The organism is Amycolatopsis sp. NPDC054798 (assembly GCF_053611505.1).
Map to the genome: position 1 here is coordinate 16,684 of NZ_JBSHAM010000028.1, position 24,902 is coordinate 41,585.

At 70.2% G+C, this 24,902-nt stretch carries 16 protein-coding genes and 1 pseudogene; 14 read left to right on the plus strand and 3 right to left on the minus strand.

Annotated features, from left to right (window positions below):
• Window positions 1-125: 125 nt before the first annotated feature.
• From ACWGIC_RS19015 to ACWGIC_RS19035, 5 genes and pseudogenes are all read left to right on the plus strand, one after another.
• Window positions 126-218 (plus strand): annotated as a pseudogene (locus ACWGIC_RS19015) (polyketide synthase docking domain-containing protein); the annotation flags it as partial.
• A complete protein-coding gene (locus ACWGIC_RS19020) occupies window positions 192-10,502 on the plus strand; it encodes an SDR family NAD(P)-dependent oxidoreductase (RefSeq protein ID WP_452077312.1) in 10,311 nt (3,436 codons plus the stop codon). The pseudogene ACWGIC_RS19015 and the gene ACWGIC_RS19020, both read left to right, overlap by 27 nt.
• A 104-nt stretch (window positions 10,503-10,606) precedes the next feature.
• Window positions 10,607-11,530, plus strand: coding sequence for an ATP-binding cassette domain-containing protein (locus tag ACWGIC_RS19025; RefSeq protein ID WP_452077253.1), 924 nt, complete (start codon window positions 10,607-10,609; stop codon window positions 11,528-11,530).
• On the plus strand, window positions 11,530-12,357 hold the full coding sequence (locus tag ACWGIC_RS19030) for an ABC transporter permease (RefSeq protein ID WP_452077254.1): 828 nt from the start codon (window positions 11,530-11,532) through the stop codon (window positions 12,355-12,357). The genes ACWGIC_RS19025 and ACWGIC_RS19030 overlap by 1 nt, the downstream gene beginning before the upstream one ends.
• A gap of 150 nt (window positions 12,358-12,507) precedes the next feature.
• Complete coding sequence (locus tag ACWGIC_RS19035) at window positions 12,508-13,080, plus strand: hypothetical protein (RefSeq protein ID WP_452077255.1); 573 nt, start codon at window positions 12,508-12,510, stop codon at window positions 13,078-13,080.
• 131 nt (window positions 13,081-13,211) lie between these two features.
• On the opposite strand, the gene ACWGIC_RS19040 is transcribed toward ACWGIC_RS19035, so the two are convergent.
• A complete protein-coding gene (locus ACWGIC_RS19040; protein WP_452077256.1) occupies window positions 13,212-13,979 on the minus strand; it encodes an AfsR/SARP family transcriptional regulator in 768 nt (255 codons plus the stop codon).
• A gap of 273 nt (window positions 13,980-14,252) precedes the next feature.
• Here ACWGIC_RS19040 and ACWGIC_RS19045 point away from each other — a divergent pair, with 273 nt between their 5' ends.
• Window positions 14,253-14,870: a ScbR family autoregulator-binding transcription factor gene (locus ACWGIC_RS19045; RefSeq protein WP_452077257.1), complete on the plus strand. Its 618-nt coding sequence runs from the start codon at window positions 14,253-14,255 to the stop codon at window positions 14,868-14,870.
• Window positions 14,871-15,366: 496 nt separating this feature from the next.
• Here the strand turns inward: ACWGIC_RS19045 and ACWGIC_RS19050 are convergent, their stop codons facing one another.
• Window positions 15,367-15,990, minus strand: a complete 624-nt coding sequence (locus tag ACWGIC_RS19050; protein WP_452077258.1) for a ScbR family autoregulator-binding transcription factor — start codon at window positions 15,988-15,990, stop codon at window positions 15,367-15,369.
• A gap of 222 nt (window positions 15,991-16,212) precedes the next feature.
• Here ACWGIC_RS19050 and ACWGIC_RS19055 point away from each other — a divergent pair, with 222 nt between their 5' ends.
• The 7 genes from ACWGIC_RS19055 (at window position 16,213) to ACWGIC_RS19085 (ending at window position 22,335) form a co-directional block, all read left to right on the plus strand.
• Window positions 16,213-17,139 (plus strand): ScbA/BarX family gamma-butyrolactone biosynthesis protein, encoded by a 927-nt coding sequence (locus tag ACWGIC_RS19055; protein ID WP_452077259.1) that lies wholly within the window; start codon window positions 16,213-16,215, stop codon window positions 17,137-17,139.
• Window positions 17,136-18,101, plus strand: a complete 966-nt coding sequence (locus tag ACWGIC_RS19060) for an NAD-dependent epimerase/dehydratase family protein (protein WP_452077260.1) — start codon at window positions 17,136-17,138, stop codon at window positions 18,099-18,101. The genes ACWGIC_RS19055 and ACWGIC_RS19060 overlap by 4 nt, the downstream gene beginning before the upstream one ends.
• 147 nt (window positions 18,102-18,248) lie before the next feature.
• Window positions 18,249-19,157, plus strand: coding sequence for a ribonuclease Z (locus ACWGIC_RS19065; RefSeq protein ID WP_452077261.1), 909 nt, complete (start codon window positions 18,249-18,251; stop codon window positions 19,155-19,157).
• Between the two features lie 20 nt (window positions 19,158-19,177).
• Window positions 19,178-20,017, plus strand: a complete 840-nt coding sequence (locus ACWGIC_RS19070; RefSeq protein ID WP_452077262.1) for a phosphotransferase — start codon at window positions 19,178-19,180, stop codon at window positions 20,015-20,017.
• 116 nt (window positions 20,018-20,133) lie between these two features.
• Window positions 20,134-20,754 (plus strand): dihydrofolate reductase family protein, encoded by a 621-nt coding sequence (locus ACWGIC_RS19075; RefSeq protein WP_452077263.1) that lies wholly within the window; start codon window positions 20,134-20,136, stop codon window positions 20,752-20,754.
• A gap of 28 nt (window positions 20,755-20,782) precedes the next feature.
• Entirely contained in the window at window positions 20,783-21,112 is a 330-nt protein-coding gene (locus ACWGIC_RS19080; RefSeq protein WP_452077264.1) for a YciI family protein, read from the plus strand.
• Window positions 21,113-21,114: 2 nt separating this feature from the next.
• Window positions 21,115-22,335 carry an RNA polymerase sigma factor gene (locus ACWGIC_RS19085; protein ID WP_452077313.1) on the plus strand — a complete coding sequence of 407 codons (1,221 nt, stop codon included), beginning with the start codon at window positions 21,115-21,117 and terminating at the stop codon, window positions 22,333-22,335.
• Window positions 22,336-22,712: 377 nt separating this feature from the next.
• Here the strand turns inward: ACWGIC_RS19085 and ACWGIC_RS19090 are convergent, their stop codons facing one another.
• Window positions 22,713-23,252 carry a GNAT family N-acetyltransferase gene (locus tag ACWGIC_RS19090; protein WP_452077265.1) on the minus strand — a complete coding sequence of 180 codons (540 nt, stop codon included), beginning with the start codon at window positions 23,250-23,252 and terminating at the stop codon, window positions 22,713-22,715.
• 319 nt (window positions 23,253-23,571) lie between these two features.
• On the opposite strand from ACWGIC_RS19090, the gene ACWGIC_RS19095 reads away from it, so the two are divergent.
• On the plus strand, window positions 23,572-24,531 hold the full coding sequence (locus ACWGIC_RS19095; protein WP_452077314.1) for an alpha/beta hydrolase: 960 nt from the start codon (window positions 23,572-23,574) through the stop codon (window positions 24,529-24,531).
• Window positions 24,532-24,902 lie beyond the last annotated feature (371 nt).

Consider the following 24,902-nt stretch of genomic DNA (forward strand, 5'->3'; position numbering starts at 1 on the left):
TCGCCCACTTCGACGAGCCGCTCGGCGCCTGACCCCCGTTCGCGGTGAAGGGCTCCTTCCGGGAATCAGATTCCCTCAAGGAGCCCTTCACGGACATCCCGAAACCGCGACAAGAGGTTCTCCAGATGTCTGACGAAGCCAGGACCGACGAAACCAAGCTGGTCGACTACCTGAAGCGGGTCACCGCCAACCTGCAGGAGACGCGGGCGCGGCTGCGTGCGGTCGAGGCCGCCGAGTCCGAGCCGATCGCGATCGTGGCGATGGGCTGCCGCTATCCCGGCGGCGTCCGGTCCGCCGACGACCTGTGGGAGCTGGTCGCCGAGGGCCGCGACGCGATCGGGGAGTTCCCCTCCGACCGCGGCTGGGCGCTGGACCGGCTGTTCGACGCCGACCCGGACAGCCCCGGCACGAGCTACGTCTCCGAAGGCGGGTTCGTGCACGACGCGGGCGAGTTCGACGCGCCGTTCTTCGGCATCTCGCCCCGCGAGGCGCTGGCGATGGACCCGCAGCAGCGGATCGTGCTGGAGCTGGCGTGGGAGACCTTCGAACGGGCCGGCATCGCGCCGCACTCGCTGGCGAAACAGCAGGTCGGAGTGTTCGTCGGCAGCGGCGGGCAGGACTACTACGACGAGCTGCCGCCGTCGGTGCTCGCGGGCGAGGTCGAGGACTACCTGAGCACCGGCAACGCCGGCTCGGTCATCTCCGGCCGGATCGCCTACGCGCTCGGGCTGGAGGGCCCGGCCGTCACGATCGACTCCGCGTGCTCGTCCTCGCTGGTCGCGCTGCACTTGGCGGTGCAGTCGCTGCGGCAGCGGGACTGCTCGCTCGCGCTGGCGGGCGGCGTCATGATCATGTCGCGCCCCGGCCCGTTCCTCGCGTTCAGCCGTCAGCGCGGCTTGGCCGCAGACGGTCGCTGCAAGGCGTTCTCGGACAGCGCGGACGGCACCGGCTGGGCTGAGGGCGCGGGAACGCTGCTGCTGGAAAGGCTTTCCGACGCGCAGCGCAACGGACACCCGGTGCTCGCGGTCGTGCGCGGCTCCGCGGTGAACTCCGACGGCGCGTCCAACGGCCTCACCGCGCCGAACGGTCCCTCGCAGCAGCGGGTGATCCGGCAGGCGCTGGCCAACGCCCGGCTGTCGGCGTCCGATGTGGACGCTGTCGAGGGCCACGGCACTGGCACCACGCTCGGCGATCCCATTGAGGCGCAAGCCTTGCTGGCCACTTACGGCCAGGACCGCACCGAGCCGTTGTGGCTGGGGTCGATCAAGTCGAACATCGGCCACGCGCAGGCGGCGGCCGGGGTCAGCGGCGTGATCAAGATGGTGCAGGCGATGCGCCACGGTCTGCTGCCTCGCACACTGCACGTCACCGAACCGTCCACAGAGGTCGATTGGACCTCCGGCGCGGTGGAGCTGCTGCGCACCGAACGTCCGTGGGACGCCGGGGACCGGCCGCGTCGCGCGGGTGTCTCCTCGTTCGGCGTGAGCGGCACGAACGCGCACATAATCCTGGAGGAAGCGCCTCCGGTCGAGGCCGTTGAGCCGGTGCCGCCGAGCTGGCCTGAGGGTGTCGCGGTTCCGCTGCCGCTGGCTGGCCACGGCAGCTCGGCGCTGCGGGCGCAGGCGGCTCAGCTGGTGGGCTCCTCAGCGACCCCCCTTGACCTGGGATTCTCGCTCGCCACCTCGCGGTCGCCGCTGGCGCACCGCGCGGTGGTGCTGGCCGAGGACCCGCAGCAGGCCATCGCCGCACTCGCGGACGGCGTCGCCACTCCGGACGTCGTCATCGGCACGCAGGTGGAAGGGCTGACCGCGTTCCTGTTCTCCGGCCAGGGCGCGCAGCGGGCCGGAATGGGCGCTGCGCTGGCCGCTGCCTTCCCGGTCTTCCGCGCGGCACTGGACGAGGTCTGCGCCGAACTGGACCAGCACCTCGACCGTCCACTCAAGACAGTCTTGTTCGAGAAACCACGCCTGATCAACCAAACCGGCTACACCCAGCCCGCGCTCTTCGCGATCGAGGTAGCGCTGTTCCGGCTGCTGGAGTCGTGGGGGATCAAGCCGGACTTCCTGCTCGGCCACTCGATCGGCGAACTCGCCGCCGCGCACGTCGCCGGTGTCTTCTCGCTCGCCGACGCCGCTGCCTTGGTGGCCGCGCGGGCGAGCCTGATGCAGGCGCTGCCGTCCGGCGGTTCGATGGTGGCTCTGCAGGCGACCGAGGAAGAGGTCACGCCGCAGCTGAACGATCAGGTCAGCATCGCCGCGATCAACGGCCCGGACTCCGTGGTGCTTTCCGGCACGGAGGAAGCCGTCGCGGCTGTGGTGGCGCAGTTCGAGGGACGGAAGTCTTCGAAGCTCAAGGTGTCGCACGCGTTCCACTCGCCGCTGATGGAACCGATGCTCGCCGAGTTCGCCGCCGTGGCCCGGGGCCTGACCTACCGCCAGCCGGAAATCCCGCTGGTCTCCACGGTCGGCCCGGACGTCGACATGTCCACTCCGGACTACTGGGTGCGCCAGGTCCGCGCCGCGGTCCGGTTCCACGACGGCGTCACAACCCTTGCCAAACAAGGTGCCGGACGGTTTGTCGAGGTCGGCCCGGACGGTGTGCTGTCCGCGCTGGTCCGCCAGACCTCCGACGCCTTCGTGGTTCCGGTGCTCCGCAAGGACCGCGAAGAACCGGCCGCCGCACTCACCGCGCTGGCCGAACTTTTCGTCAGCGGCCTGACCCCGGACTGGGCCGCGGTCTTCGCCGACCGCGGTGCCCGGCGAGTCGACCTGCCGCCATACGCCTTCCAGCGCAAGCGTTACTGGCTCGACGCCCGCGCCAACCGCGACGAGGTCACCGCGGCCGGGCTGACGTCCGCCGGGCACCCGCTGCTCGGCGCAGCCGTCGCGCTCGCCGACACCGACGGCGTCGTGCTCACTGGCCGGCTGTCCGTCGAGACGCACCCGTGGCTGGCCGAACACCAGCTCGGCAATGCGGTCACCGTGCCCGGTACGGCGTTCCTGGAACTGGTCGTCCGTGCCGGGGACCAGGTCGGCTCCGGCCGGATCGAGGAACTGACGCTGGGCAGCCCGCTCGTCCTGCCCGCCCGCGGCGGCATCCAGGTGCAGGTCACCGTGGGTGCGGCGGGGGAGCGCGACCTCCGCACGGTGACTGTCCACTCGCGACCCGAAGACGAGGACGCGGACTGGACTCTGCACGCAAGCGGCAGCGTCGCTCCTCAGTCGGCTCGCGGCGGTACCGAGCTGACCGAATGGCCGCCCGCAGGTGCGGAGCCGGTTGCCATCGACGGTCTGTACGACGATTTCTCCGACACTGGCCTGACCTACGGCCCGCTTTTCCGTTCGCTGCAAGCGGTCTGGCAGCGCGACGGTGAGATCTTCGCCGAGGTTGCTTTGCCGGAAGACAGCGACGCCGAACGCTTCGGTCTGCACCCGGCCGCACTCGACGCGTGCACGCACGCGCTGCGCGTCGCCGGTGGCGGTGACGGCGGTGTCGGCCGGGTTCCGTTCTGCTGGACCGGGGTTGAGCTGCACGCCACCGGTGCGTCCGCGCTGCGGGTGCGGTTCACGCCGACCACAGAGGACGGTTTCGAGATCGCCCTCGCCGACCCGACCGGGGCTCCGGTCGCCACGGTCGCCGAGACGGTATTCCGCGCGTTCTCCGCTCCGGTCGCCGAACAGGCCGCTCCGCTCTACCGGATCGAATGGCAGCGGTCGGCGGAAGTCGAGACCACTGTGGACACTGCCGATGCCCAGATCCTGGAGTGCGTCGGCGAATCCGGCACCGCTGCGGAGACGCACGAACTGACCCACCGCGTACTGGCTGGGCTTCAGTCATGGCTGGCCGAGGACCACCCCGCGCAAGCCCGGCTCGTCGTGGTCACGCGCGGCGCGGTCCCGGCCGCCGGGGACGTCACCGACCTCGCCGCTTCGGCGGTCTGGGGCCTGGTCCGCTCCGCACAGGAGGAGAACCCGGACGCCTTCGTCCTGCTCGACCTCGACGCCGAGACCACCCCGGAAACAGTGTTGCCGCAGGTCCTGGCCTCGGGCGAGGCGCAGGCGGCGGTCCGGCTCGGCGCGGTCCTCGTGCCCCGGCTGGTCCGCACGACGCCGGAGCTGGAGCGGCCGTACTTCTGCCCGCACGGCACGGTGCTGGTCACCGGCGCGTCCGGCGCGCTGGGCGGAAAACTCGCCCGCCACCTGGTCGCCGAGCACGGCGTCCGCCGGTTGCTGCTGCTGAGCCGCCGGATCACCCCGGCTCTCGACCAGCTGGCCGCCGAACTGCGCGAAAGCGAGGTCGACGTCCGGCTGGAGCGCTGCGACGTCGCCGACCGTGAGGCACTGGCCGGCGTCCTGGCTTCGCTGCCCGCGGAAAATCCGCTCACCGCGGTCGTGCACGCCGCCGGCGTTCTCGACGACGGCGTGGTCACCGCGCTCACCCCGGAGCGGGTCGACGCCGTGCTCGCCCCGAAGGTCGACGGCGCGCTGAACCTGCACGAACTCACCCGCGAAATCGCGTTGTCCGCGTTCGTGCTGTTCTCGTCGGTCTCCGGCGTACTCGGCGCGCCCGGCCAGGGCAGCTACGCCGCCGCCAACGCGTACCTGGACGCCCTCGCGTCGCACCGCGTCGCGCACGGTTTGCCGGGTCTGTCGCTGGACTGGGGCCTGTGGGGCGAGGTCGGCGGCATGGGCGGCACGCTCACCGAGGAGGAAGTGCAGCGGCTCGCGGCAAGCGGCATCGTGCCACTGTCCACCGCGGAGGGTCTGGCGATGTTCGACCGCGCCATCGCCGTCCGCAAGCCGACCGCCGTCCCGGCCAAGTTCGACCTGCCGGTGCTGCGCAAACTCGACCGGCTCCCGCGCACGCTGGAGCAGCTTGTCGGCCGCACGACGCGTCGGGTCGCCGCCGCTGCCGAGTCCTCAGTGGACTCGTTCGGTGCACGGCTGCTCGGTCTTCCGGAAGAAGATCGCCGCGACGCGGTGCTGGAACTGGTGCGGAGCCACGCCGCCACCGTGCTCGGTTACCGTGCGGCGCACGAGATCGAGCCGTCGGCGCAGTTCCAGTCGTTCGGCTTCGACTCGCTGACCGCGATCGAGCTTCGCAACGGCCTCACCGCGGCCACCGGCCAGCGGCTGCCCGCCACGCTGATCTTCGACCACCCGACGCCGACCGCGCTTGCCTCGCACCTGCTGGACGAGCTGGCTGGCACGGCGGTCGAGGTCAAGACGGTGTCCATTAAGGACAACTCGGAGGAACCGATCGCGGTCGTCGGCATGGCCTGCCGGCTGCCCGGTGGCGTCACCTCGCCGGAACAGCTGTGGGAACTGGTCGCCGAGGGCCGCGACGCGATCGGGGACTTCCCGGCCGACCGCGGCTGGGACATCGACGGCCTGCTCGACCCGACCGGCCGCCGCCCGGGCACCACGTACGTCGCACGCGGCGGATTCGTCTACGACGCGGGCGATTTCGACCCGACGTTCTTCGGCGTCTCGCCGAAGGAAGCGCCGATGATCGACCCGCAGCAGCGGTTGCTGCTCGAAGCGTCCTGGGAGGCTCTGGAGCGGTCCGGGATCGACCCGGTCTCGCTCAAGGGCAGCCCGACCGGCGTGTACGCGGGCGTCCAGTACCACGACTACGTGGGCGCGAACAGTGCCGGATCGATCGTCACCGGCCGGGTTTCCTACACCCTCGGCCTTGAAGGACCGGCCGTCTCCGTCGACACCGCGTGCTCGTCTTCGCTGGTCGCGATGCACATGGCGGCGCAGGCGCTGCGCGGCGGCGACTGCTCGCTCGCGTTGGCGGGCGGTGTCACGGTGATGGCCACGCCGGAGACCTTTGTGGAATTCAGTCGTCAGCAAGGTCTCGCGGCTGACGGCCGGTGCAAGGTGTTCTCCGACGACGCCGACGGTACGACCTGGTCGGAAGGCGTCGGCGTGCTGGTGCTGGAGCGCCTTTCCGACGCCCGCGCCAACGGTCACCCGGTGCTCGCGATCCTCAAGGGCAGTGCGGTGAACCAGGACGGCACCTCGAACGGCCTGACCGCGCCGAACGGTCCGGCGCAGCAGCGGGTGATCCGCGCCGCGCTAGCCGACGCTGGACTGGAGCCGTCCGATGTGGACGCTGTCGAAGCGCACGGAACCGGCACGAAGCTCGGCGACCCGATCGAAGTCCAGGCGCTGCTGGCGACTTACGGCACGCAGACGTCAGCGGACCGTCCGTTGTGGATCGGTTCGGTGAAGTCGAACATCGGGCACACCCAGGCCGCTGCGGGCGCAGCTGGCGTGATCAAGATGATCGAAGCGATGCGGCACGGTGAACTCCCCGCGACGCTGCACGTGGGCAAGCCGTCCAGCGAGATCGACTGGTCCACGGGCGCGGTGCGGGTGCTCGCCGAGCCGGTGAAGTGGCTGCCGAACGGCCACACCCGCCGCGTCGGCGTCTCGTCCTTCGGTGTGAGCGGCACGAACGCGCACGTCATCCTGGAGGAAGGCGACCGTCGTGAGGTCACCGCCTCGACCGGTCCGGAGTATGACGGCCCGGTCGCCTGGCCGGTCTCGGGACGCGGCGCGGCTGCGTTGCGGGCCAAGGCGGAGCAACTGATGTCCTATGTGGACGAAGAGCCGGAAGGCAGCCTCGCCGACATCGGTCTCTCCCTGGCGACCACGCGCAGTGCGTTCGACCGCCGGGCAGTCCTGATCGGCAGCCGTTCACCGCAGTTCGTGCGCGGGCTGGCGGCCTTGGTGGACGAGGAGGACGCGCGCGGCGTCGTGCGCGGCATTGCCACCGGCAGCGGTCGTACTGCGTTCCTGTTCGCGGGCCAGGGTTCGCAGCGGGCTCAGATGGGCACGCAGCTGGCGGCGCGGTACCCGGCCTTCGCGGAGGCTTACAACGAGGTGTGCGCCGAACTCGACAAGCACCTCGATCGTCCGCTGCGTGAAGTAATCGAAAGCGGCGACGGCCTGGACGAGACCCGCTGGACGCAACCGGCGCTGTTCGCGCTGGAAGTCGCGCTGTTCCGTACGGTCCGGGCCTGGGGCGTGAAGCCGGATCTGCTGGCGGGGCACTCCATCGGTGAACTCGCCGCCGCGCACTGCGCTGGCGTGTTCTCGCTGGCCGACGCCGCGAAACTCGTGGTCGCTCGCGGCAAGTTGATGCAGGCATTGCCGACCGGCGGCGCGATGGTGGCGGTCGACGGGACGCCCGAGGCGGTGCGCGGAGCCGCTGGGGACACTGTGGACATTGCCGCGGTGAACGGCCCGACCGCAGTCGTGATTTCCGGTGCCGCGGAAGCGGTCGCTGATGTGGCGGCGAAGTTCGAGCGCACCAAGCCACTTCGCGTCTCGCACGCGTTCCACTCACGACTGATGGACCCGATGCTCGCCGAATTCCGCACTGTCGCGGAAGGACTGTCCTATGCGGAGCCGAGGATCCCGATCATCTCCACGGTCACCGGCGAACCCGCTGACGACCTGACTTCGCCGGAGTACTGGGTCAACCAGGTCCGCGCAGGCGTGCAGTTCCGCGACGCGGTCACTCGCGCCGCTGCGGACGGCGTGACCCGGTTCCTGGAACTGGGTCCGGACACCACGCTCACCGCGATGGCCGACGCCTGCCTGGACGAGCGTCCGGACGGTCTCGTGCTCGCCTCGTTGCTGCACAAGGGGCAGGACGAAGCGGTCGCTGCGCTGACCGGTGTCGCTCAGCTGCACGTCAGCGGCGTCGATGTCGACTGGGCGGCGATCTACGCACCGACCGGTGCGCACTCGGTACCGGTGCCGACGTATCCGTTCCAGCGCCAGCGTTACTGGCTGGAGAGCACGGCCACCGCGCCGGGCCAGGAGGATCACCCGTTGCTCGGCACCGCGACAGAGTTGGCCGGTGCGGATGGTCTCCTGTTCGCCGGACGGCTGTCCGTCGGAACCCACCCGTGGCTGGCTGACCACGTCGTCGGCGGCTCGATCCTGTTCCCCGGCACTGGTTTCGTCGAGATGGCGATCCGCGCTGGTGACGAGGCCGGGTGCCCGCGTCTGGAAGAGCTGACGCTGGAGTACCCGCTGGTGGTGCCGGAACGGACCGGCGTGCGCGTCCAGTTCGCGCTCGACGCCGCGGAAAACGGCAGCCGTACCTTCACCGTCCACTCTCGACCGGAAGGCGCGGCGGACGGTGTCCCGTGGACCCGGCACGCCACTGGACGTCTGGCCAAGGCAAGCAAGTCGGAGAAGTTCGACCTCTCCGCCTGGCCGCCCGCCGCCGAGCAGGTCCAGCTCGAAGGCACCTACGAGGAACTTGCCGCCGACGGTCTCGCGTACGGTCCGGCGTTCCGCGGTCTCGTCGCTGCGTGGAAGGGCGACAGGGAAGCGTTCGCGGAGATCCAGCTTCCCGCTTCAGTGTCCGATGTGGACCGATACGGTATCCACCCGGCTGTTCTGGACGCCGCTTTGCACACCATTGGCGTCTCCGGAGCGGTCGGCGACGAACCGGCGCTTCCGTTCGCGTGGGAAGGCGTCCGGCTGCACGCAGTCGGCGCGACGACCCTGCGGGTGCACGTGAAGCAGATCGGCTCCGGTGCAGCAACACTGAAGATCGCCGACGGTACCGGCGCGCCGGTCGCTTCGGTGGATTCGCTGCTGCTGCGCCCGATGTCCGCGCAGCCGCAGGCCGCCGAAACCGGTGGCATGGAGTCGCTGTTCCGCCTCGCGTGGGAGCAGACCGACCTCGACGCGGTCGCCGAGGTCACCGACTGGACCGTGGTCGGCGACGACTCGTTCGGCCTCACCGAAGCCCTTGGCGCCACCGTTGCGACCAGCATCGGCGACGCCTCCGGCCTGGTGGTGCTGCCCTCGGCAGGCGATGACGTCCACACGGAACTGCACCGGGTTCTCGGCGAACTGCAGACGTTCCTCGCCCGTCCGGAAGGCTCCCTGCTGGTGGTCACCCGAGGCGCGGTCGCGGCCGGCGCGGAGGAAAGCCCCGACCCGGTCGGAGCCGCGGTGGCCGGACTGGTCCGTTCGGCGCAAGCCGAGCATCCGGACCGGATCACCCTGGTCGACCTCGGCACCGGAACCCCTAGCGGCCGCACCCTTGCCGCGGTGTCCGCGTCGGACGAACCACAGGTCGCTCTGCGCGCCGGAGCGGTGCTGGTGCCACGCCTGCAACGGGCCGCTGACGCGGCAGCCGCCCCGGTCTGGGATCCCAACGGCACGGTGCTGATCACCGGCGCGACCGGAGCGCTCGGCGGTTCCGTCGCCCGGCACCTGGTGACCGAACACGGCGTGGAGAACCTGCTGCTGGTCAGCCGTCGCGGTGCGGACGCACCGGGCGCGACCGAGCTGCGGGACGAACTGACCGGACTCGGCGCCGAAGTCACGCTCGCCGCCTGCGACGTGGCCGACCGCGCCGCGGTTTCCGCGCTGCTGGAAGGAATCGACCTGCGCGGAGTCGTGCACGCGGCCGGTGTCCTGGACGACGGGGTACTGACTTCTCTTACCCCGGACCGTCTCGACAACGTCCTGCGTCCGAAGGTCGACGCCGCGGCAACGCTCGACGAGTTGACCCGCGACCGCAACCTGACCGCGTTCGTCCTGTTCTCCTCGGCCGCCGGAGTCCTCGGCGCACCGGGGCAGGGCAGCTACGCCGCCGCGAACGCCTACCTCGACGCACTGGCGGTCCGTCGCCGGCGCGAAGGTCTCGCGGGCTCCTCGCTCGCCTGGGGCCTCTGGGGCGGCGGCATGGGCGCGGCGCTGGAGGACGCGGATGCCCACCGCATCGGCGAAACCGGCATCACCGCGCTGTCCACAGAGGACGGTCTGCGGCTGCTGGACGCGGCAGCGGGTTCTCCCGAACCGCTGCTCGTGCCGATCGCGCTGGACACTCGCGTACTGGCGTCGTCCGGCGACGACGACCTCCCGGCCGTCCTGCGCGAACTCGCCGGCACTCGCGGCCGTCGCGCGGCTCAGGACGCGGTGGAGGACACCGAATCGCTGGCGCAGAAACTCGGCGCGCTCCCGCCGGGCAAGCGGGTGCCGACCGTGCTCACCCTGGTGCGCACGCACGCGGCGACGCTGCTCGGGCACGCCGGTCCGGAGGCGGTGGAAGCGGACCGCTCGTTCAACGAGGTCGGCTTCGATTCCTTGTCCGCCACCGGGTTCCGCAACAAGCTCAGCCTCGTCACCGGCCTGAAGCTCCCGGTCAGCCTGATCTTCGACTACCCGACGCCGCGGATCCTCGCCGAGCACCTGGTCTCCGAGCTGGCCCCGGCCGACGCCGCGCCGGAACCGTTGTCGGACCAGGGAATCCGGGACGCGCTGGCCGCGATCCCGCTGGAGCGGCTGCGTTCGGCGGGCCTGCTGGACGGCCTGCTCGAACTGGCCGGACTCCAGATCCCGGAGCAGGCCGCCGCCGAGGACGAGCCGGAACTGTCCGCGGTGGACGAGGACACGATCGACGAGCTGGACACCGACGCGTTGATCAGCATGGCAATCGGGGGTGGGGACGACGATTAGCCCACCCCTATCGGGCCCGCGCGGTATTGCCGCTCTCGCGGCCGCTGTGGCCCACTTGATCCCGACAGTTTCCCCGCTTGACCGAACCGAGGAGAGGTAACCCGATGGTCACCGGCTACGCAATCGAAGCACGGGGGCTGCGCAAGTCCTACGGCGATGTCGACGTCCTGGAAAGCGTCGACCTCAGCGTCGAGCGGGGCACGATGTTCGCACTGCTGGGCCCCAACGGCGCCGGCAAGACCACGACGGTGCGGATCCTCAGCACCCTCCTGGAGGCCGACGGCGGCACTGTGACAGTGAACGGGCACGACGTCGCCAAGCGCACCCGCAAGGTCCGCGAGCAGATCGGCCTCACCGGACAGAACACCGCGGTCGACGACCTGCTCACCGGCCGCGAAAACCTGGAAATGATGGGACGGCTGTTCCACCTGCCGACCCCGAAGGCGAAGCAGCGGGCCACCGAACTGCTCGCGCAGTTCGACCTCGTGGAAGCGGGGGAGCGTCCGGTCAAGACGTACTCCGGCGGCATGCGCCGCAGGCTGGATCTCGCGATCAGCCTGATCACCTCGCCGCCGGTGCTGTTCCTCGACGAGCCCACCACGGGCCTCGACCCGCGCAGCCGCGCGGCGATGTGGGACGCGATCCGCAAACTGCTCGACGGCGGCACCACGGTCCTGCTCACCACGCAGTACCTCGACGAGGCCGACCAGCTCGCCGACCGGATCGCGGTCATCGACAAGGGCCGCGTCGTCGCCGAGGGCACCGCCACCGAACTGAAGCGCCGGGTCGGCACCGAACGGCTCAAGCTGACCTTCGCCTCGGTCGCCGAAGCGGGCCGCGCGCAGCAGGTCACCGGCGGCGTGCTGCTGGACGAGACGGTCAGCGTCCCGATCGACCACCCCGGCCAGGTGCGCGCGACGCTCAACCGGGTCGCCGACGCCGGGCTCGAGCCCGGCGGGATCGAGCTGTCCGAACCGACCCTCGACGACGTGTTCCACACCCTCACCTCAACCGCGGGAGCGAAGTGATGACCCAGACCTTGTCCAGGGAAACCGAGGGGGCGCAGATCCCCGCGGCGCCCGAAAGCTCCGGGCTGGCCTCGGTGCTGTCCGACTTCCGCGTGCTGATCGGGCGCAACGTCAAGCACATCACGCGGAACCCGGAGATGCTGCTGCAGGCGGTGTCGCTGCCGATCGTGCTGCTGCTGCTGTTCCGCTTCATGTTCGGGCCCGCGATCAACGTGCCCGGCATGGCCTACGTCGACTACCTCGTGCCGGGCCTGCTCGCGATCAGCATCGGCTTCAACTCGACGACCACCGTGGTCGGCGTCGCCGCGGACCTCACCCAGGGCCTCGTGGAACGCTTCCGCTCGATGCCGATGTTCGGCCCGGCCGTGCTGGTCGGCCACGTGGCCGCCGGGATGCTGCGCAGCCTCGTGTCGTTCGTGATCATGGTGGCGATCGGCTTCGCGGTCGGCTTCCGCCCCGGCGGCAGCGCACTCGGCTGGCTCGCCGCGATCGGGCTGCTGGTGCTGTTCGCGGCCGGCGTTTTCTGGCTGGCGGTGCTGCTCGGCTCGATCTCCAAGACGGTCGAAGGCGCCGGCGGGCTCGGCATGATCCTCGTGTTCGTGCCGTACGCCTCCAGCGCGCTCGTGCCGACCCAGGCGATGCCCGGCGTGCTGCGGGCGATCGTGGACAACCAGCCGTTCACCGTCCTGATGGACGCCGTGCGGGCGCTGATGAACGGCACCCCCGCCGGCGCCACCCCGTGGCTCGCGCTCGTCTGGTGGGGCGCGATCACCGCGCTGGCCTCGTTCCTCGCGGTGCGCAAGTTCAACCGGCGCACCAAGGGCTGAGCTTCTTTCTTCAGGTAAAGGGCGACCCGCTTCGAGCGGGTCGCCCTTTCGCCGTGCCTAGGGGCCCCCGACTCCGCTAGGTCGGCTTTAGGTCGCTCCGGCACTCTCTGTGGAGTAGAGAGGACCACTGCGTGAAGTGAGGTGGCGGCAATGCCGACCCGGGTGATGGAAACGCCGGTCGATCCCGTGACCGCGTGGCTGGCTCCGCTCGCGGACGACCCAGCGGGCGCGGTCGCGTTCCTCTCCGAAGTGACCGACCGCGTGTCCCCGCGCCACGGCGCCGGCCGCGTGCTGGTCCCCGGCGGCGGCCCGGTCGCGGACGCGCTGGCCGGAGAGGGCTACGAGGTCCACCTGGAACCCGGCCCGCGCTTCGACGCCGGATACCTCGGCGCGGACGTGCTCTCCCGCCTGCCCGACCAGCGAGACCAGCTGCGCGCGATCGGCCGCTACAGCCGACTCCTGCGCCCCGGCGGCGCTCTCGTGGTCCAGGGACGGCATCCGGACCCGGCCTGCTGGGTCGCCGACGCCCGCGTACAGGCGGTGGACGACGTGCGGCAGATCGTGCACCTGACCGACGCCGCGCTGCCGTTGCGGTACGTGTGGCCCGCGGAGCTGGACCTGATGGCCGAACTGGCCGGTCTCGCTCTCGACAGCCGGTGGGGCGGTTGGTACGGAGAACCCGTTACCTGCGGGGGATTCGTCGTTTCGGTTTATCGCAGCTGAGGGGTCGGGAGGGCCTCCCCGAGGGTGGTGCACCCCTGGGGAGGCCCTCCCGTGAAATGCTTGGCAGGCAAGAAAAACGGCCCGGCCCCCGCTTGTGGCGGAAGACCGGGCCGGAAGGGCGCGGAACAGGATCAGACCGCGTCCGACATCTCCCCGACCAGGATGCTGTGATGCAGCTTCCGCAGCGAACTCCCCGGCTCGATGCCCAGCTGCTGCACCAGATTCTGGCGCGCCGACGCGAACGTCTCCAGCGCCTCGGCCCGCCGGTTCGACCGCGCGAGCGCGGTCATCAGGTATTCGGTGAAGGTCTCGCGGAGAGTGTGCTCCTTCGCGAGCGCGGACAGCTGGCCCACGACCTCGCGGTGGCGTCCGATGAGCAGTTCGGTTTCCATCAGCAGTTCGAGGCAGCCGAGCCGGCTCTCCTCGAGCAGGGTGGCGTACGCCTGCACGTCAGGGGAGTCGGTGAAACCGCCGAAAGCCGCGCCGCGCCACAAGTTCGTGGCCTCGCGCAGCACCTTCGCGGCCTGGCCGTAGCCGCGGTCCCAGTGCAGCGTGCGGCCCTGCTCGTAAAGCCGGGTGAAGCGGTCGGCGTCGAGTTCGTCGATGCCGACGTGCAGCGAATACCCGCGCGGACTGGTGACTACTGGGCTCTCTTCCGCATCTTTGCTGGTGCCGCGCAACAGTTTCCGCAGTTGCGACACGTAGACGTACAGCGCCGCGCTCGCCCGCGCCGGCGGGTGCTCGCCCCAGATCTCGCCGATCAGGTGCTCGGCGGTCACCACCTGGTTGTTCTTCGCCAGCAGCACGGCCAGCAGGGTCTCGATCTTGCGGGCTCGCGGGGCGCAGACGCCGGGCCGGCCGCTCACTCTGATCTGTCCGAGAATTTCGTAGTTCAGCATGACTGCCTCCGGTGTCTCTCGCGCCGGACCCGTCCGGCGGCGCCCCCAGCGCCGCTGCCTGCCGGTCCGAGCCGGGTCCACCACCGAACCATAGCAAACCGGGAGGTCGGTTTTCAAGACAAAACCGGGAGGTTGGTCTGTTTTGATCTTGAATGTGCGACCGCGGCCAGGTAATCGGGCGGGATCTCTGGTAAACCGGGCGGTCGGTATGTCATGCTGGAGCGGTCGGAACGCACGCCGTGCCGTTGCCGGCGCGAGACGATGGGGAAGACGGTGACTAAACAGGCCCGTGCGGAGCTGACCAGGCTCCTGCTGCTGGACGCGGCGGCGGCACTGCTGCACCGCGACGGCTACGCGGCCACGAGCATGGTGGACATCGCGCGCGAGGCGGGCGTGACCAAGGGCGGCCTGTACTTCCACTTTTCGTCCAAGGACGAGATCTGCGACGAGGTGCAATCGGCGGCCGTCGCGGTCCTGCATCAGCACGTCGCGCGAGCGCGCGGACGCCGCCCGCACCTGCGCAGGCTGGCCGATCTGAGCCGGGCGCTGATGGGCTGGCTGGCCGAGGACGCGAAGGTGGGCGCGAGTTTCCGGCTGGCCCGCGAAATGGGCTCCAACGACCCGCGGTTCGTGGCTTTCGTCCGGGCCTGGCTGGGCCAGGTGCGCGCGCACATCGCCGCGGCGCACGGAGCGGGGGAGCTGAGCCCGCACGTCCGGCCGGACATGGCGGCGCTGCTGGTCGTGGTGACCTGCGTGGGCCTGGAATCGGCCGCGGCGAGCGGGACGATCCCGGCCGGTACGGATTTGGCGAGCACGCTTTCCGAGCTGTGGCGGGTGATCGAGGCGGCGCAGCCGGCGGATTCGTCTGCTGCGGAGGCGACTGGCTCCTGAGCGGCTTGCCTGTCGCGAGACCGGAAGGGGTTCTCGCGCTGTGTTGGTGTTGGCGGGGTCGCGAGCCGATCGGTTCGCCCGCCGACGCGGCTGGTGCCTGAGCGGTTTGCCTGCCGCAAGACCTGGCGGTTTCCCAGAGTTCTCGCACCCAGACCGTGCTGCCCTGGCTGACCGCCGGGCTGCCCGGGCTGGCTCGCCGCCGGAGCCGACGACGCGGGCGACGACGGCGCGGAGCTGGGTGCCGCCGAGGACAGCCGCTCCGGCACGGACGACGATCCGCTAGACGCGGTGGGCTCGCCGGACGTTCTCGGTCCGGCGTTCTGGTTGTCGGTGTCGCCTTCGGCGGAGTCGCGAGCCGATCGTTTCGCCTGCCGAGGCGACCGGTGCCTGAGCGGTCTGCCCGTCGCAACGCCTGACGGGATTCCCGGCTTCACCGCCGCATTCAGCGGGACCCACGAACCGACCGTCCGGTTTTCAGCCCGCGAGCCCGGCCTCACTAGGCGTCAGGCGGAAAAGTCCCGGCCGGATCGAACTTGTGCAGCCGCCGGGGCGGGACCACCGCGTTCAGAATGGTCTGCCACATGAACGTGACCCGCTCGTGCAGGTCGGTCCGCCCGGTCAGCACCTGCGAGCTGAGCTGGCTCCCGGTGAACGACGCGACCACATACTGCGCGAGATCGTGCGCGTTGACGTCTTTGCGCACGTCGCCCGCCGCTTTCGCGGCGAGCAGGCAGCCGTGGATGGTGTCGGTCCACTGTTTGTACGCGCCCGCGGCGGGCGTGACGAACGAGCCCTGCTCGATGACCAGCCGGATGCTGGCGCGCACGCGCACGTCTTTGCGCAGGCTGTGCCCCATGTTCTGGGTGAGGTCGATGACCGTCTGCAGCCCCGGGCTCTCGATGTCGGCCAGCGGGTCCCACACGGTGAACTGCTCGTTGATCAGAGCGTCCGCCAGTTCTTCCTTGGACTTGAAGTGGAAGTACAGCGCGCCCTTGGTGACTCCGGCCTCGGCGAGGATGTCCGACAGGCTCGCACCGAGAAAGCCGACCGCGTCGAACCTGGACGCGGCCGCGTCGAGGATGGCATTGCGGGTCTGCTCCGCGCGTTCCTGGCGAGCCACTGTGACTCCTTTCGGGGGATTGCGGGCCCATCTCGGGCCATGCTGACTCTTCAGTCTACCCCCGCGCCAGCCCCGGAGCCAGAGAAAAAAACCGGTAGGTAGGTATGGTTTTGTCCGCTCGTTTCCGCTAGAAATGTTGTGGGGGTACTGGGGAAGTTCTTTTTTTCTGGGAGGACCGACATGGTCGGTACATTGTTAGAGGAGTCTGTCAGAAGAACCTTCATGATCGACGGCGAGAGTTCGCCGGGCGGAAGCCCGATCGACTTCCAGCAGACGATCCCGCGCAATCTCGTGCATCGCGCGGCCGTCTCGGAAGTGTTCGTCACTGATCTGAACATCGTGGGCGAGGACCGGTTCGAGGTCGGCGCGCAGTGGCCGCGCCGGCACGGGTTCTTCGGCCCGCGCACTCCGGGATCGCACGATCCCATGCTGTACCTGGAAACGTTCCGCCAGGCGATCATGCTGGTCGCGCACCGCGCGTACGGCGTCTCGCTCGGCACCGCGTTCGTCTCCGGCCGCAAGACCAGCTCTATCACCCCCGAAGGGCTGGTCACCGAGGGCAGGCCGATCGACGTGGTGCTCCGGGCGAGCGTGCAGGACGTGCTCCGCCGGGGCGGTGCCATCGGCGGCATGCGGTTCGAGTTCGGCTGCTTCCGCGGCAGCGAATTGATCGGCACCGCAACGGAAACCATTCGCTGTGTGTCCCCGGCGGTTTACCGCCGGTTGCGCGGCGACCACTTCGCGGCGACGCCGTTCCAGGCCATCGCGCTGCCCACCGTGGACCCGGGCCTCGTCGGCCGGGAACGCAAGGAAGACGTGCTGATCGCGGAGACCGCGAAGCCCGGTTCCTGGTCCCTGCAGTTCGATCCGGACCACCCGGTCCTGTTCGACCACTCGGTGGACCACGTCCCGGGCATGGTGCTGCTGGAAGGCGCGCGGCAGGCGGCGCTGCTGACGCTCGGCGACCCGTACGCGCTGCCGTTGCGTTCGGACTTCGAGTTCTCCGTCTACATCGAGTTCGACTCCGAATGCCTGCTGACGGCCGAAGAGATCGGCACCGACGAGGACGGGTCCAGCCTGGTGCGCGTGGTCGCGGAGCAGAAGGGCCGTCCCGTGGCGTCCGGCACCCTGGCGATGCGCAGGTCATGACTGCCGGCCTGGGGGCGGACAGTACGACCGGGGAAATCCTCGTCACCGGAGCGACCGGGTTCATCGGCTCGGCGGTGCTGCGGGCGTTGCTCGCCCGCGGCGCCGCGGTGCGGGTGCTGGCGCGCGGTGCGGTGCCGGAGTGGATCACGCGATCCGGCGCGCGGATCCACCGAGGCGACCTCACCGACGCCGCCGGGCTGGCCGGGGCGTGCACGGGCGTCACGACGCTTGTGCACGCCGCGTCCCGGATCGGCGGCACCGAAGAAGAATGCGCTGAGGTCAACGATCGCGGCACGGCCCGGCTCCTCGCGGAGGCGCACCGCGCGGGCACGCGCCGCATCGTCTGCCTCAGCACCTGCGCGGTCTACCGCGACGGCGAGCATCGGGGCGCGCTCGAGGACACGCTCGACCTCGGGCCCGCCTCGGTCACCAGCCGCACCAGGCTGGCCGGGGAACAGCAGGTGCGCGCCGCGGGCGGGATCGTTCTGCGGCCGCATCTGGTGTACGGCGACGGTGACCGGCACGTGGTCCCCGCGCTGGTGAAGTGGCTGCGGGCGGTGCCGGCGTGGGCAGACGGCGGCGCCTCGCGGACATCAGTGGTGTCGTCGTGGGATCTCGCTGCTGTGCTCAGCGCCTTTGCGCTGGACCCGGCACTGGGCCTGCCCGGCGAGGTGTTCCACGTGGCCGACCCGGAGCCGGTGCGGATGCGCGAGCTGCTCGAAGCCGTCTGCACCTTGCTTGACCTGCCGGTTCCCGATCGCGACCGGCCGCTCGCCGAGCACCGGGCGCGTGCGCCGTGGCTCAGCGGGCACCAGTGGTCGCTGCTCACCCGGGACCATTGGTACGCCAGCGGAAAGGTCTGGGATGTCACCGGCGTGTCCCCCGGACCAGGGCTCGGCGTCCGAATGGCGCAGGCCCGGAACTGGTACCGGGAAACGCTCGCAATTCCCGGGAGCGGGTGAAGATCGAATTCGCGGAAAGTGACCGATCGAATTCATTCGGCAATTGTGCGCGGCCGTCCGGGACAATTCATCCCGGACGGCCGCCGCTGTTTCCGCGGAGTTCATTTCGGTGGCGGCGGGTGCGGGATCGGCGCGAAGATGATCGTCATGTCCCGACGCGAGCTAGTCGTGCTGGGTTCGGCGAGCCAGACGCCGACCCGGCACCGCAACCACAACGGCTACCTGCTGCGCTTCGACACCGACGGTGTCCTCTTCGATCCGGGCGAGGGCACCCAGCGGCAGATGATGTACGCCGGCGCGACGGCGAGCGAACTCACCCACCTGTGCGTGACCCACTTCCACGGCGACCACAGCCTCGGCCTCGCCGGCATCGTCCAGCGGCTGTCGCTGGACGGCGTCGCGCATCCGGTGCGCTGCCACTACCCGGCGTCCGGCCAGGAGTACTTCGACCGGCTGCGGCACTCGACGTCGTTCCACGAACGTGCCGAGCTGGTCCCGCTGCCGGTCTCCGCGCCGGGTCCGCTGGGCGGCGCGCTGTCGGCGTACCCGCTGGAACACCGCATCGACTGCTTCGGCTACCGCTACGCCGAACCGGACGGAGTCCGGATGCTGCCGGACGCGCTCGCCGCCGCGGGCGTCCAAGGCCCGGCGATACGAAAGCTCCAGGCCGACGGCGTGCTCGAGACCGCCGACGGCGTGGTCCGGCTGGAGGACGTGAGCGTGCCGCGCCGGGGTCAGGTGGTCGCGTTCGTGATGGACACGCGCCTGTGCGCGGGCGCGTTCGCCTGCGCGCGCGAGGCGGACCTGCTGATCGCCGAATCGACCTTCCGCGCCGACGATGCCGAGCTGGCGTACCGCTACGGTCACCTGACCAGCACCGACGCCGGCCGGCTCGCCGCCGAGTCGGGGGCCCGGGAACTGCTGCTGACGCACTTTTCGCAGCGCTACCCGTACGAGGAGGCGGACCGGTTCCGCGACGAAGCCGCGAAAGTGTTCGACGGGGAGATCCACGTGGCGCGGGATCTGGACGTGGTGCCATTGCCACCGCGCCGGTAGCGGTGCGACATCATCGGGGGATGGCTCAACCGGTCCCCGCTGACCTCCTGGAAGTCGCCGAAACACTCCTCCCGGACGCTCCTGTTGGCTCTGCTCGCCTTGCCGCGCAAGGGAATATGCACCACGTGGTGCTGCTGCCCGGCGTCGCCGCGGTGCGGATCAGCAAACGCCCCGACGCCGCCGCCGAACTGCCGCGCCGGGTCGAAATCCTTCGCGCCGTCGCAGCCGCCGGTCTGCCCTTCGCCGTACCGGAGCCGCTGACTCCGGTGACCATGTTCGGCGACCGCGCGGCCGTCGCGGTTTCGTGGATCGACGGCGAGGGGTTGCCGGAAGGCGTCGGAGACCCGGCGGCGTTCGGCCCGCTCCTGACAGCACTGCGCGAGGTTGAGATCTCACCGGCCCTGGAAGCGGTTCTCCACCGGCCGCGCAGATATGCCAACGGCCTGGGCTGGGCGGAGATCTTGGCCGACGTCGTCCCGCGCCTGCCGGAGAAGTGGCAGGAGGGAGTCCAGCGACGGTTCGACACCCTGCTCGCTCTCGAAGAGGCCCCGGCCAGACTCGTCCACGGCGACCTCGGCGGCGGCAACGTCCACTTCGGCGCGGACGGCAAGCTGACCGGTGTCCTCGACTGGGACCTGGCCACCCTCGCGGACCCGGCGATCGACGCCGCACTCGTCGCCACCTGGCACGGCTGGGACGTCCTTCGCGCAGCCGCCGACGATGAGACCTTCCGCCGCGCCCGGGCCTGGAACGACCCGATCGGCGTCGAGCACCTCCACGCGGTCTTCGCAGGCAAACCCCTGTCGAGCGTCGACGGCTTCGTCCGTGCCGTGGTCGCCTGGCTGGAGGCACGCGGCTAGCGCTCGAAAATTTTTCCGAGAAAGTTCGGGACGCGGTGTCGGATCGGGTCGGCGGTCTTCGTAGCAGGGGTGAGGCCGCCCGCGAGGGGCGGCGACGAGGAGAAGGAACCGCGACCATGAAGCTGACGACCGTGACGCAGTTGACCATTGACGGGGTCGTGCAGGGCAACGGCGGAGCGTCGGACGAGGACCGCCGCAACGGGTTCGAACGCGGCGGATGGGCTTTGGGGAAGGGCGACCAAGACACCGTGGCGTTCATCAACGAGACCTACCAGCGCGCCGACGCTTTCCTGTTCGGCCGGCGGACGTACGACCTGTTCGCCAGCTCGTGGGGAGCCATGACGGCCGAGGACGCCCCCGGCTGGGAGCGCACCCTGCGGGCGCTGAACGAGCGGCCGAAGTACGTGGCCTCGGCGACGCTCGCCGATCCGGCGTGGGCGGGCACCGCGGTTCTGTCCGGCGATCTGGCGGCCGCCGTCGCGGACCTCAAGGCCGCACCGGGCGGCGAACTGCAGGTGCACGGCAGCGGCACCCTGGTCCGGTGGCTGCTGGAACAGGGCCTGGTAGACGAGATGATCCTGATCGTGATCCCGGTGATCGTCGGACAGGGCGTCCGGCTGTTCCCGGAGAACGGCCCCGACCTGGCGCTCGATCTGGTTGAGTCGCGAGTGGACACGAAGGGCGTGACGACCCAGGTCTGGCGCCCGGCCGGACGTCCGCAGTACGTGGGCCGCTGACTCGACAACCCGCGAGAGGATCCTTCGGATGCAATATCTGCTTTCCGTCGTGCACGACCAGCCGAGCCTCGGCACCGCCGAAGAGCGCGCCGCCGTGGACGTGTTCAACGACCGGCTCCAGTCCGACGGCCACTGGGTTTTCGCCGGCGGCCTCGCCTTGCCCGACACCGCGACGGTCGTCGACAACCGGGGCGCGGAGACGATGGTCACCGACGGGCCGTTCCTGGAGTCCAAGGAGTACCTGGCCGGTTTCTGGGTCGTCGAGGCTCCCGACCTCGACGCGGCGCTCAAACTCGCCGCCGAGGGGTCGAAATCGTGCCACCGGAAGGTCGAGGTGCGGCCGTTCCTGGCCGGATGAGCATGAGCGACGTCCGCGAGGCGATCGCCCAGGCCCACCGCGAGGAATGGGCCCGGGTGGTCGCCGGCTTGACCAAACGCTTCGGCGACCTGGACATCGCCGAGGAAGCCGCCGCCGAGTCGTTCGCGACCGCGGTCGAGCGCTGGCCGTCCGACGGCGTGCCGCCCAACCCCGGCGCGTGGCTGACCACCACCGCCGCCCGCAAAGCCATCGACCGCCTCCGCCGCGAAAACAAACGCGACGACAAGCACAAGGAGGCTCAGACCGTGCACGACCCGCCCGAGCCTCCCGGCCCCATCGACGACGACCGGTTGCGGCTGATCTTCACCTGCTGCCACCCGGCACTGGCGGCCGAAGCCAGGGTCGCGCTGACCCTGCGCATGGTCGGCGGCCTGACCGTGCCCGAGATCGCCCGCGCCTTCCTGGTCGCCGAAAGCACTATGGGACAACGGATCACGCGGGCGAAAGCCAAGATCAAGGCCGCCCGCATCCCGTACCGAGTGCCCTCCGCCGAAGACCTCCCGGCCCGGGTCTCCGGCGTCCTCACGGTCCTTTTCCTCGCCTTCAACGAGGGTTACCTCGCCACCGGCCCCGACACCGACCCGGTGCGCCAGGACCTGACCGCCGAAGCGATCCGGCTGACCCGCCTGATCCGCGCCCTCCTCCCCGGCGACGGCGAGGCGACCGGCCTGCTGGCGCTCATGCTCCTCACCGAAGCTCGCCGTCCTGCACGAGTCTCGTCCTCCGGCGAACTCGTCGCGCTGGACGAGCAAGACCGTGCCGCCTGGGACGCGTCGCTCATCGCCGAAGGCCACCGCTTGGTGCGCGAACGCCTCGCCGCCGGGGTCGCGCCAGGCCGGTACCAGATCCTGGCCGCGATCAACGCCGTGCACACGTCCGCCCGCGACATGCGCGAGACCGACTGGTCGCAGATCCTCGCCCTCTACGACCAGTTGGTCCGCGTCGACTCCTCGCCGATCGTCGCCCTGAACCGCGCGATCGCGGTCGCCGAACTGGACGGAGCGGAGACCGCGCTGACGGTGGTCGACCAGCTCGCCGACAGACTGGCCGGGTACCACCCGTACCACGCCACTCGCGCTGACCTGCTGCGGCGGCTGGGCCGTAACGAGGAGTCGCGTGTGGCTTACGACAGGGCGATCGAGTTGGCTGGCAATACTGCGGAGACTGCTTCGCTGGCTCGTCGCCGGGCTGAGTTGTCGTAGCGTCGGGCGAGTGGGGTTTACGGCGACGCTGCTGGCTGGCTGGTCCGTCGCCTGGTCGAGCTGCGGTAGCGCCGGGCTTGTGCGGTTTACGGTGCCGCTGTTGGCTACTTGATCCGTCGACCAGTCGAGCTGCCGTAGCGTCGGATAGGCGCGGTTTATCGCAACGCGGCTGAGACTGACTGCCCGGTCCGTCGCCGGGCTGAGCTGCCGTAGAACCGGACGAGTGCGGCTCTACGCAATGCTGCTGAGACGGGCTGCCTGATCCGTCGGCGTGACGAGTTGTCGTAGGGTCCTGCAGGTCGCGGCCGATCCCATTAACCGGTCATGTCCGCGTCCGTGGTTGTGACCGATGCCCGCTCCATCGACCCGCGAACGCCTCAGCCTCCCGAGGTGCGCACGTGCCGGTGTCCGCTGACCGGGAAGTCCGGCGGCGCGGGTGGCAGCAGTTCATCGAGGACGTAGCCGCATTTCTCCGCGACCCGGCAGGAAGCCGGATTGTCCTCAGCGTGCAGCAAGTCCAGACGACGCACCGGGACGATCTGCTGCGTGCCGAGCGCCCACCGCGAGGCAGTTTCCAGCGCCCGCGCCGCGATGCCGCGCCCCCGAGCCTGGGCGGCCGTCCAATAGCCGACCTCAGCGCCACCATCGTCCCGCACCTTCACGACGACGTGGCCGAGGGGAGCGTCGTCGTCGGTCACCACCGCGAAGCTGAACTGTGCCGCGGACTCCCAGCCGGTGGCCTGGGCGTCCAGCCATCGCCGGGCGTCGGCGTCATCAGTCAGGGAAGTCGTCAACCGGCGGCGCAGCAACGGATCGCGATGCGCGGCGACCAGCGCCCGCCGATCCTCCAGCCGCCACGGGCGCAGCTGCAAGGCAGGCGCGGATTCAGTTCGGGGTATGGCGAGGATGACCGTCACGACCGTCGATTCTGCTGGCCTCGACCACGATCCGCAAAGTCCTTACCGGACAGCGGTTTCGGGCGCGGCCTCCGAAAAGTCGGCACGGATTCCCCGCCGGTAGGGTATTCTCGGCCCATGCTCATCGAGGTGGACAGAGGCTAGCCGCCAGGTTCTCGACGGCTTACCGGCCGACGGTGCCCTGGCAACGACTCTTGCCCACCGAATTTCCCTTTCGCCTCACGCGTTCCCGCCTGCGCGCGCTCAGCTGCGCGCCAGTCGCGGGCCGGTTGCAGGCGACGGAAACGATGACGTCCAGGAGCACTCCATGCCACAGGAAATGCCGCGCCCACCCTTCGATCCGGAACTCGCCGCCGTGCTGCCGACACTCGACGGCCACGTGCCAGTCGGCATGACCGCGGACCAGCTGCAGCACTACCGCACCCTCCCTTTTCCCAGTATCGAAGAACAAATCGGCGACCGCCCGGTCCACTGCGCACACCACACCATCGCCGGTTACGACGGCGCGGAGATCGACGTCTCCGTCCTTTCTCGCGTGGACCACGAAACTCCCGGCCCAGGCATCTACCACCTCCACGGCGGCGGAATGGTCATGGGAGACCGGTTCGCCGGAGCGGGCCCGCTGATCGACTGGGTGCTGAAGTACGACGCAGTCGCCGTCACCGCCGAATACCGGCTGGCCCCGGAGCACCCCGACCCCGTGCCGGTAGAAGACTGCTACGCAGGTTTGCGCTGGACAGCCGCCAACGCGGCCGCCCTGCGCTTCGCCCCCGACCGCTTGGTGCTGTTCGGCGGCAGCGGCGGCGGAGGACTCGCCGCCGGAACCGCTTTGCTGGCCCGCGATCGCGGCGGCCCAGCGCTGCTCGGCCTGCTGCTGCAATGCCCGATGATCGACGACCGTGACGAGACGGCGTCGTCCCGCCAATACGACGGCACCGGCGTCTGGGACCGGACAAGCAACCGGACCGCGTGGACAGCAGTCCTCGGCGCCCGCCGGGGAACCGCCGCCGTCTCGCCGTACGCGGCAGCCGCCCGAGCCACCGACCTGAGCGGCCTCCCACCCACCTTCATCGACGTCGGCGCGGCGGAGGTCTTCCGAGACGAGGACGTCGCCTTCGCGAGCGCAATCTGGTCCTCCGGAGGCGAAGCCGAACTACACGTCTGGGGCGGTGCGTTCCACGGCTTCTACGACCTCGCACCTGAGTCCGCGCTGGCTAAAGCGTGTGTCGCGGCGCGCGAGTCCTGGCTTGAGCGATTGCTGAGCCGCTCGACGACATAGCGGGGTGGCGTGTTGCCCTGGCGGCGACCGCCGGGGCGACGCGCTGCCTTGCCGAGGCCGCCGGGGCGGCGCGCTGCCATACGGAGATCGCCCGGTGGCGCGCACCCCGCCGAACAACATGGTCGACAACCCCGCCAGCCTGCCGATTACCGACCGCTGCCCAGCACAACCTTCAGACCGGAGCTGTCTCCGGCCACCAGCGCCACCAGTCCACACTCACCTGACGGAACGCACCGTCAGTCACCCGCCTCTTACAGACAGCCTCGCCTCTCACACTCGCCTTGCCACCAGCGTCGCCAACCGCACTCACCTCCACCCTCGCCGAACACCCGCTCCCCACCACCCCAAGATCATCCCACCCGCCACCGACA

Excerpts from the sequence above, each read along its gene's own strand:
- ACWGIC_RS19025 (WP_452077253.1), top strand. The coding sequence starts at position 10,607 with ATGGTCACCGGCTACGCAATCGAAGCACGGGGGCTGCGCAAGTCCTAC.
- ACWGIC_RS19030 (WP_452077254.1), top strand. The coding sequence starts at position 11,530 with ATGACCCAGACCTTGTCCAGGGAAACCGAGGGGGCGCAGATCCCCGCG.
- ACWGIC_RS19035 (WP_452077255.1), top strand. The coding sequence starts at position 12,508 with ATGCCGACCCGGGTGATGGAAACGCCGGTCGATCCCGTGACCGCGTGG.
- ACWGIC_RS19040 (WP_452077256.1), bottom strand. The coding sequence starts at position 13,979 with ATGCTGAACTACGAAATTCTCGGACAGATCAGAGTGAGCGGCCGGCCC.
- ACWGIC_RS19055 (WP_452077259.1), top strand. The coding sequence starts at position 16,213 with ATGATCGACGGCGAGAGTTCGCCGGGCGGAAGCCCGATCGACTTCCAG.
- ACWGIC_RS19060 (WP_452077260.1), top strand. The coding sequence starts at position 17,136 with ATGACTGCCGGCCTGGGGGCGGACAGTACGACCGGGGAAATCCTCGTC.
- ACWGIC_RS19065 (WP_452077261.1), top strand. The coding sequence starts at position 18,249 with ATGTCCCGACGCGAGCTAGTCGTGCTGGGTTCGGCGAGCCAGACGCCG.
- ACWGIC_RS19070 (WP_452077262.1), top strand. The coding sequence starts at position 19,178 with ATGGCTCAACCGGTCCCCGCTGACCTCCTGGAAGTCGCCGAAACACTC.
- ACWGIC_RS19075 (WP_452077263.1), top strand. The coding sequence starts at position 20,134 with ATGAAGCTGACGACCGTGACGCAGTTGACCATTGACGGGGTCGTGCAG.
- ACWGIC_RS19080 (WP_452077264.1), top strand. The coding sequence starts at position 20,783 with ATGCAATATCTGCTTTCCGTCGTGCACGACCAGCCGAGCCTCGGCACC.
- ACWGIC_RS19085 (WP_452077313.1), top strand. The coding sequence starts at position 21,115 with ATGAGCGACGTCCGCGAGGCGATCGCCCAGGCCCACCGCGAGGAATGG.
- ACWGIC_RS19095 (WP_452077314.1), top strand. The coding sequence starts at position 23,572 with ATGCCGCGCCCACCCTTCGATCCGGAACTCGCCGCCGTGCTGCCGACA.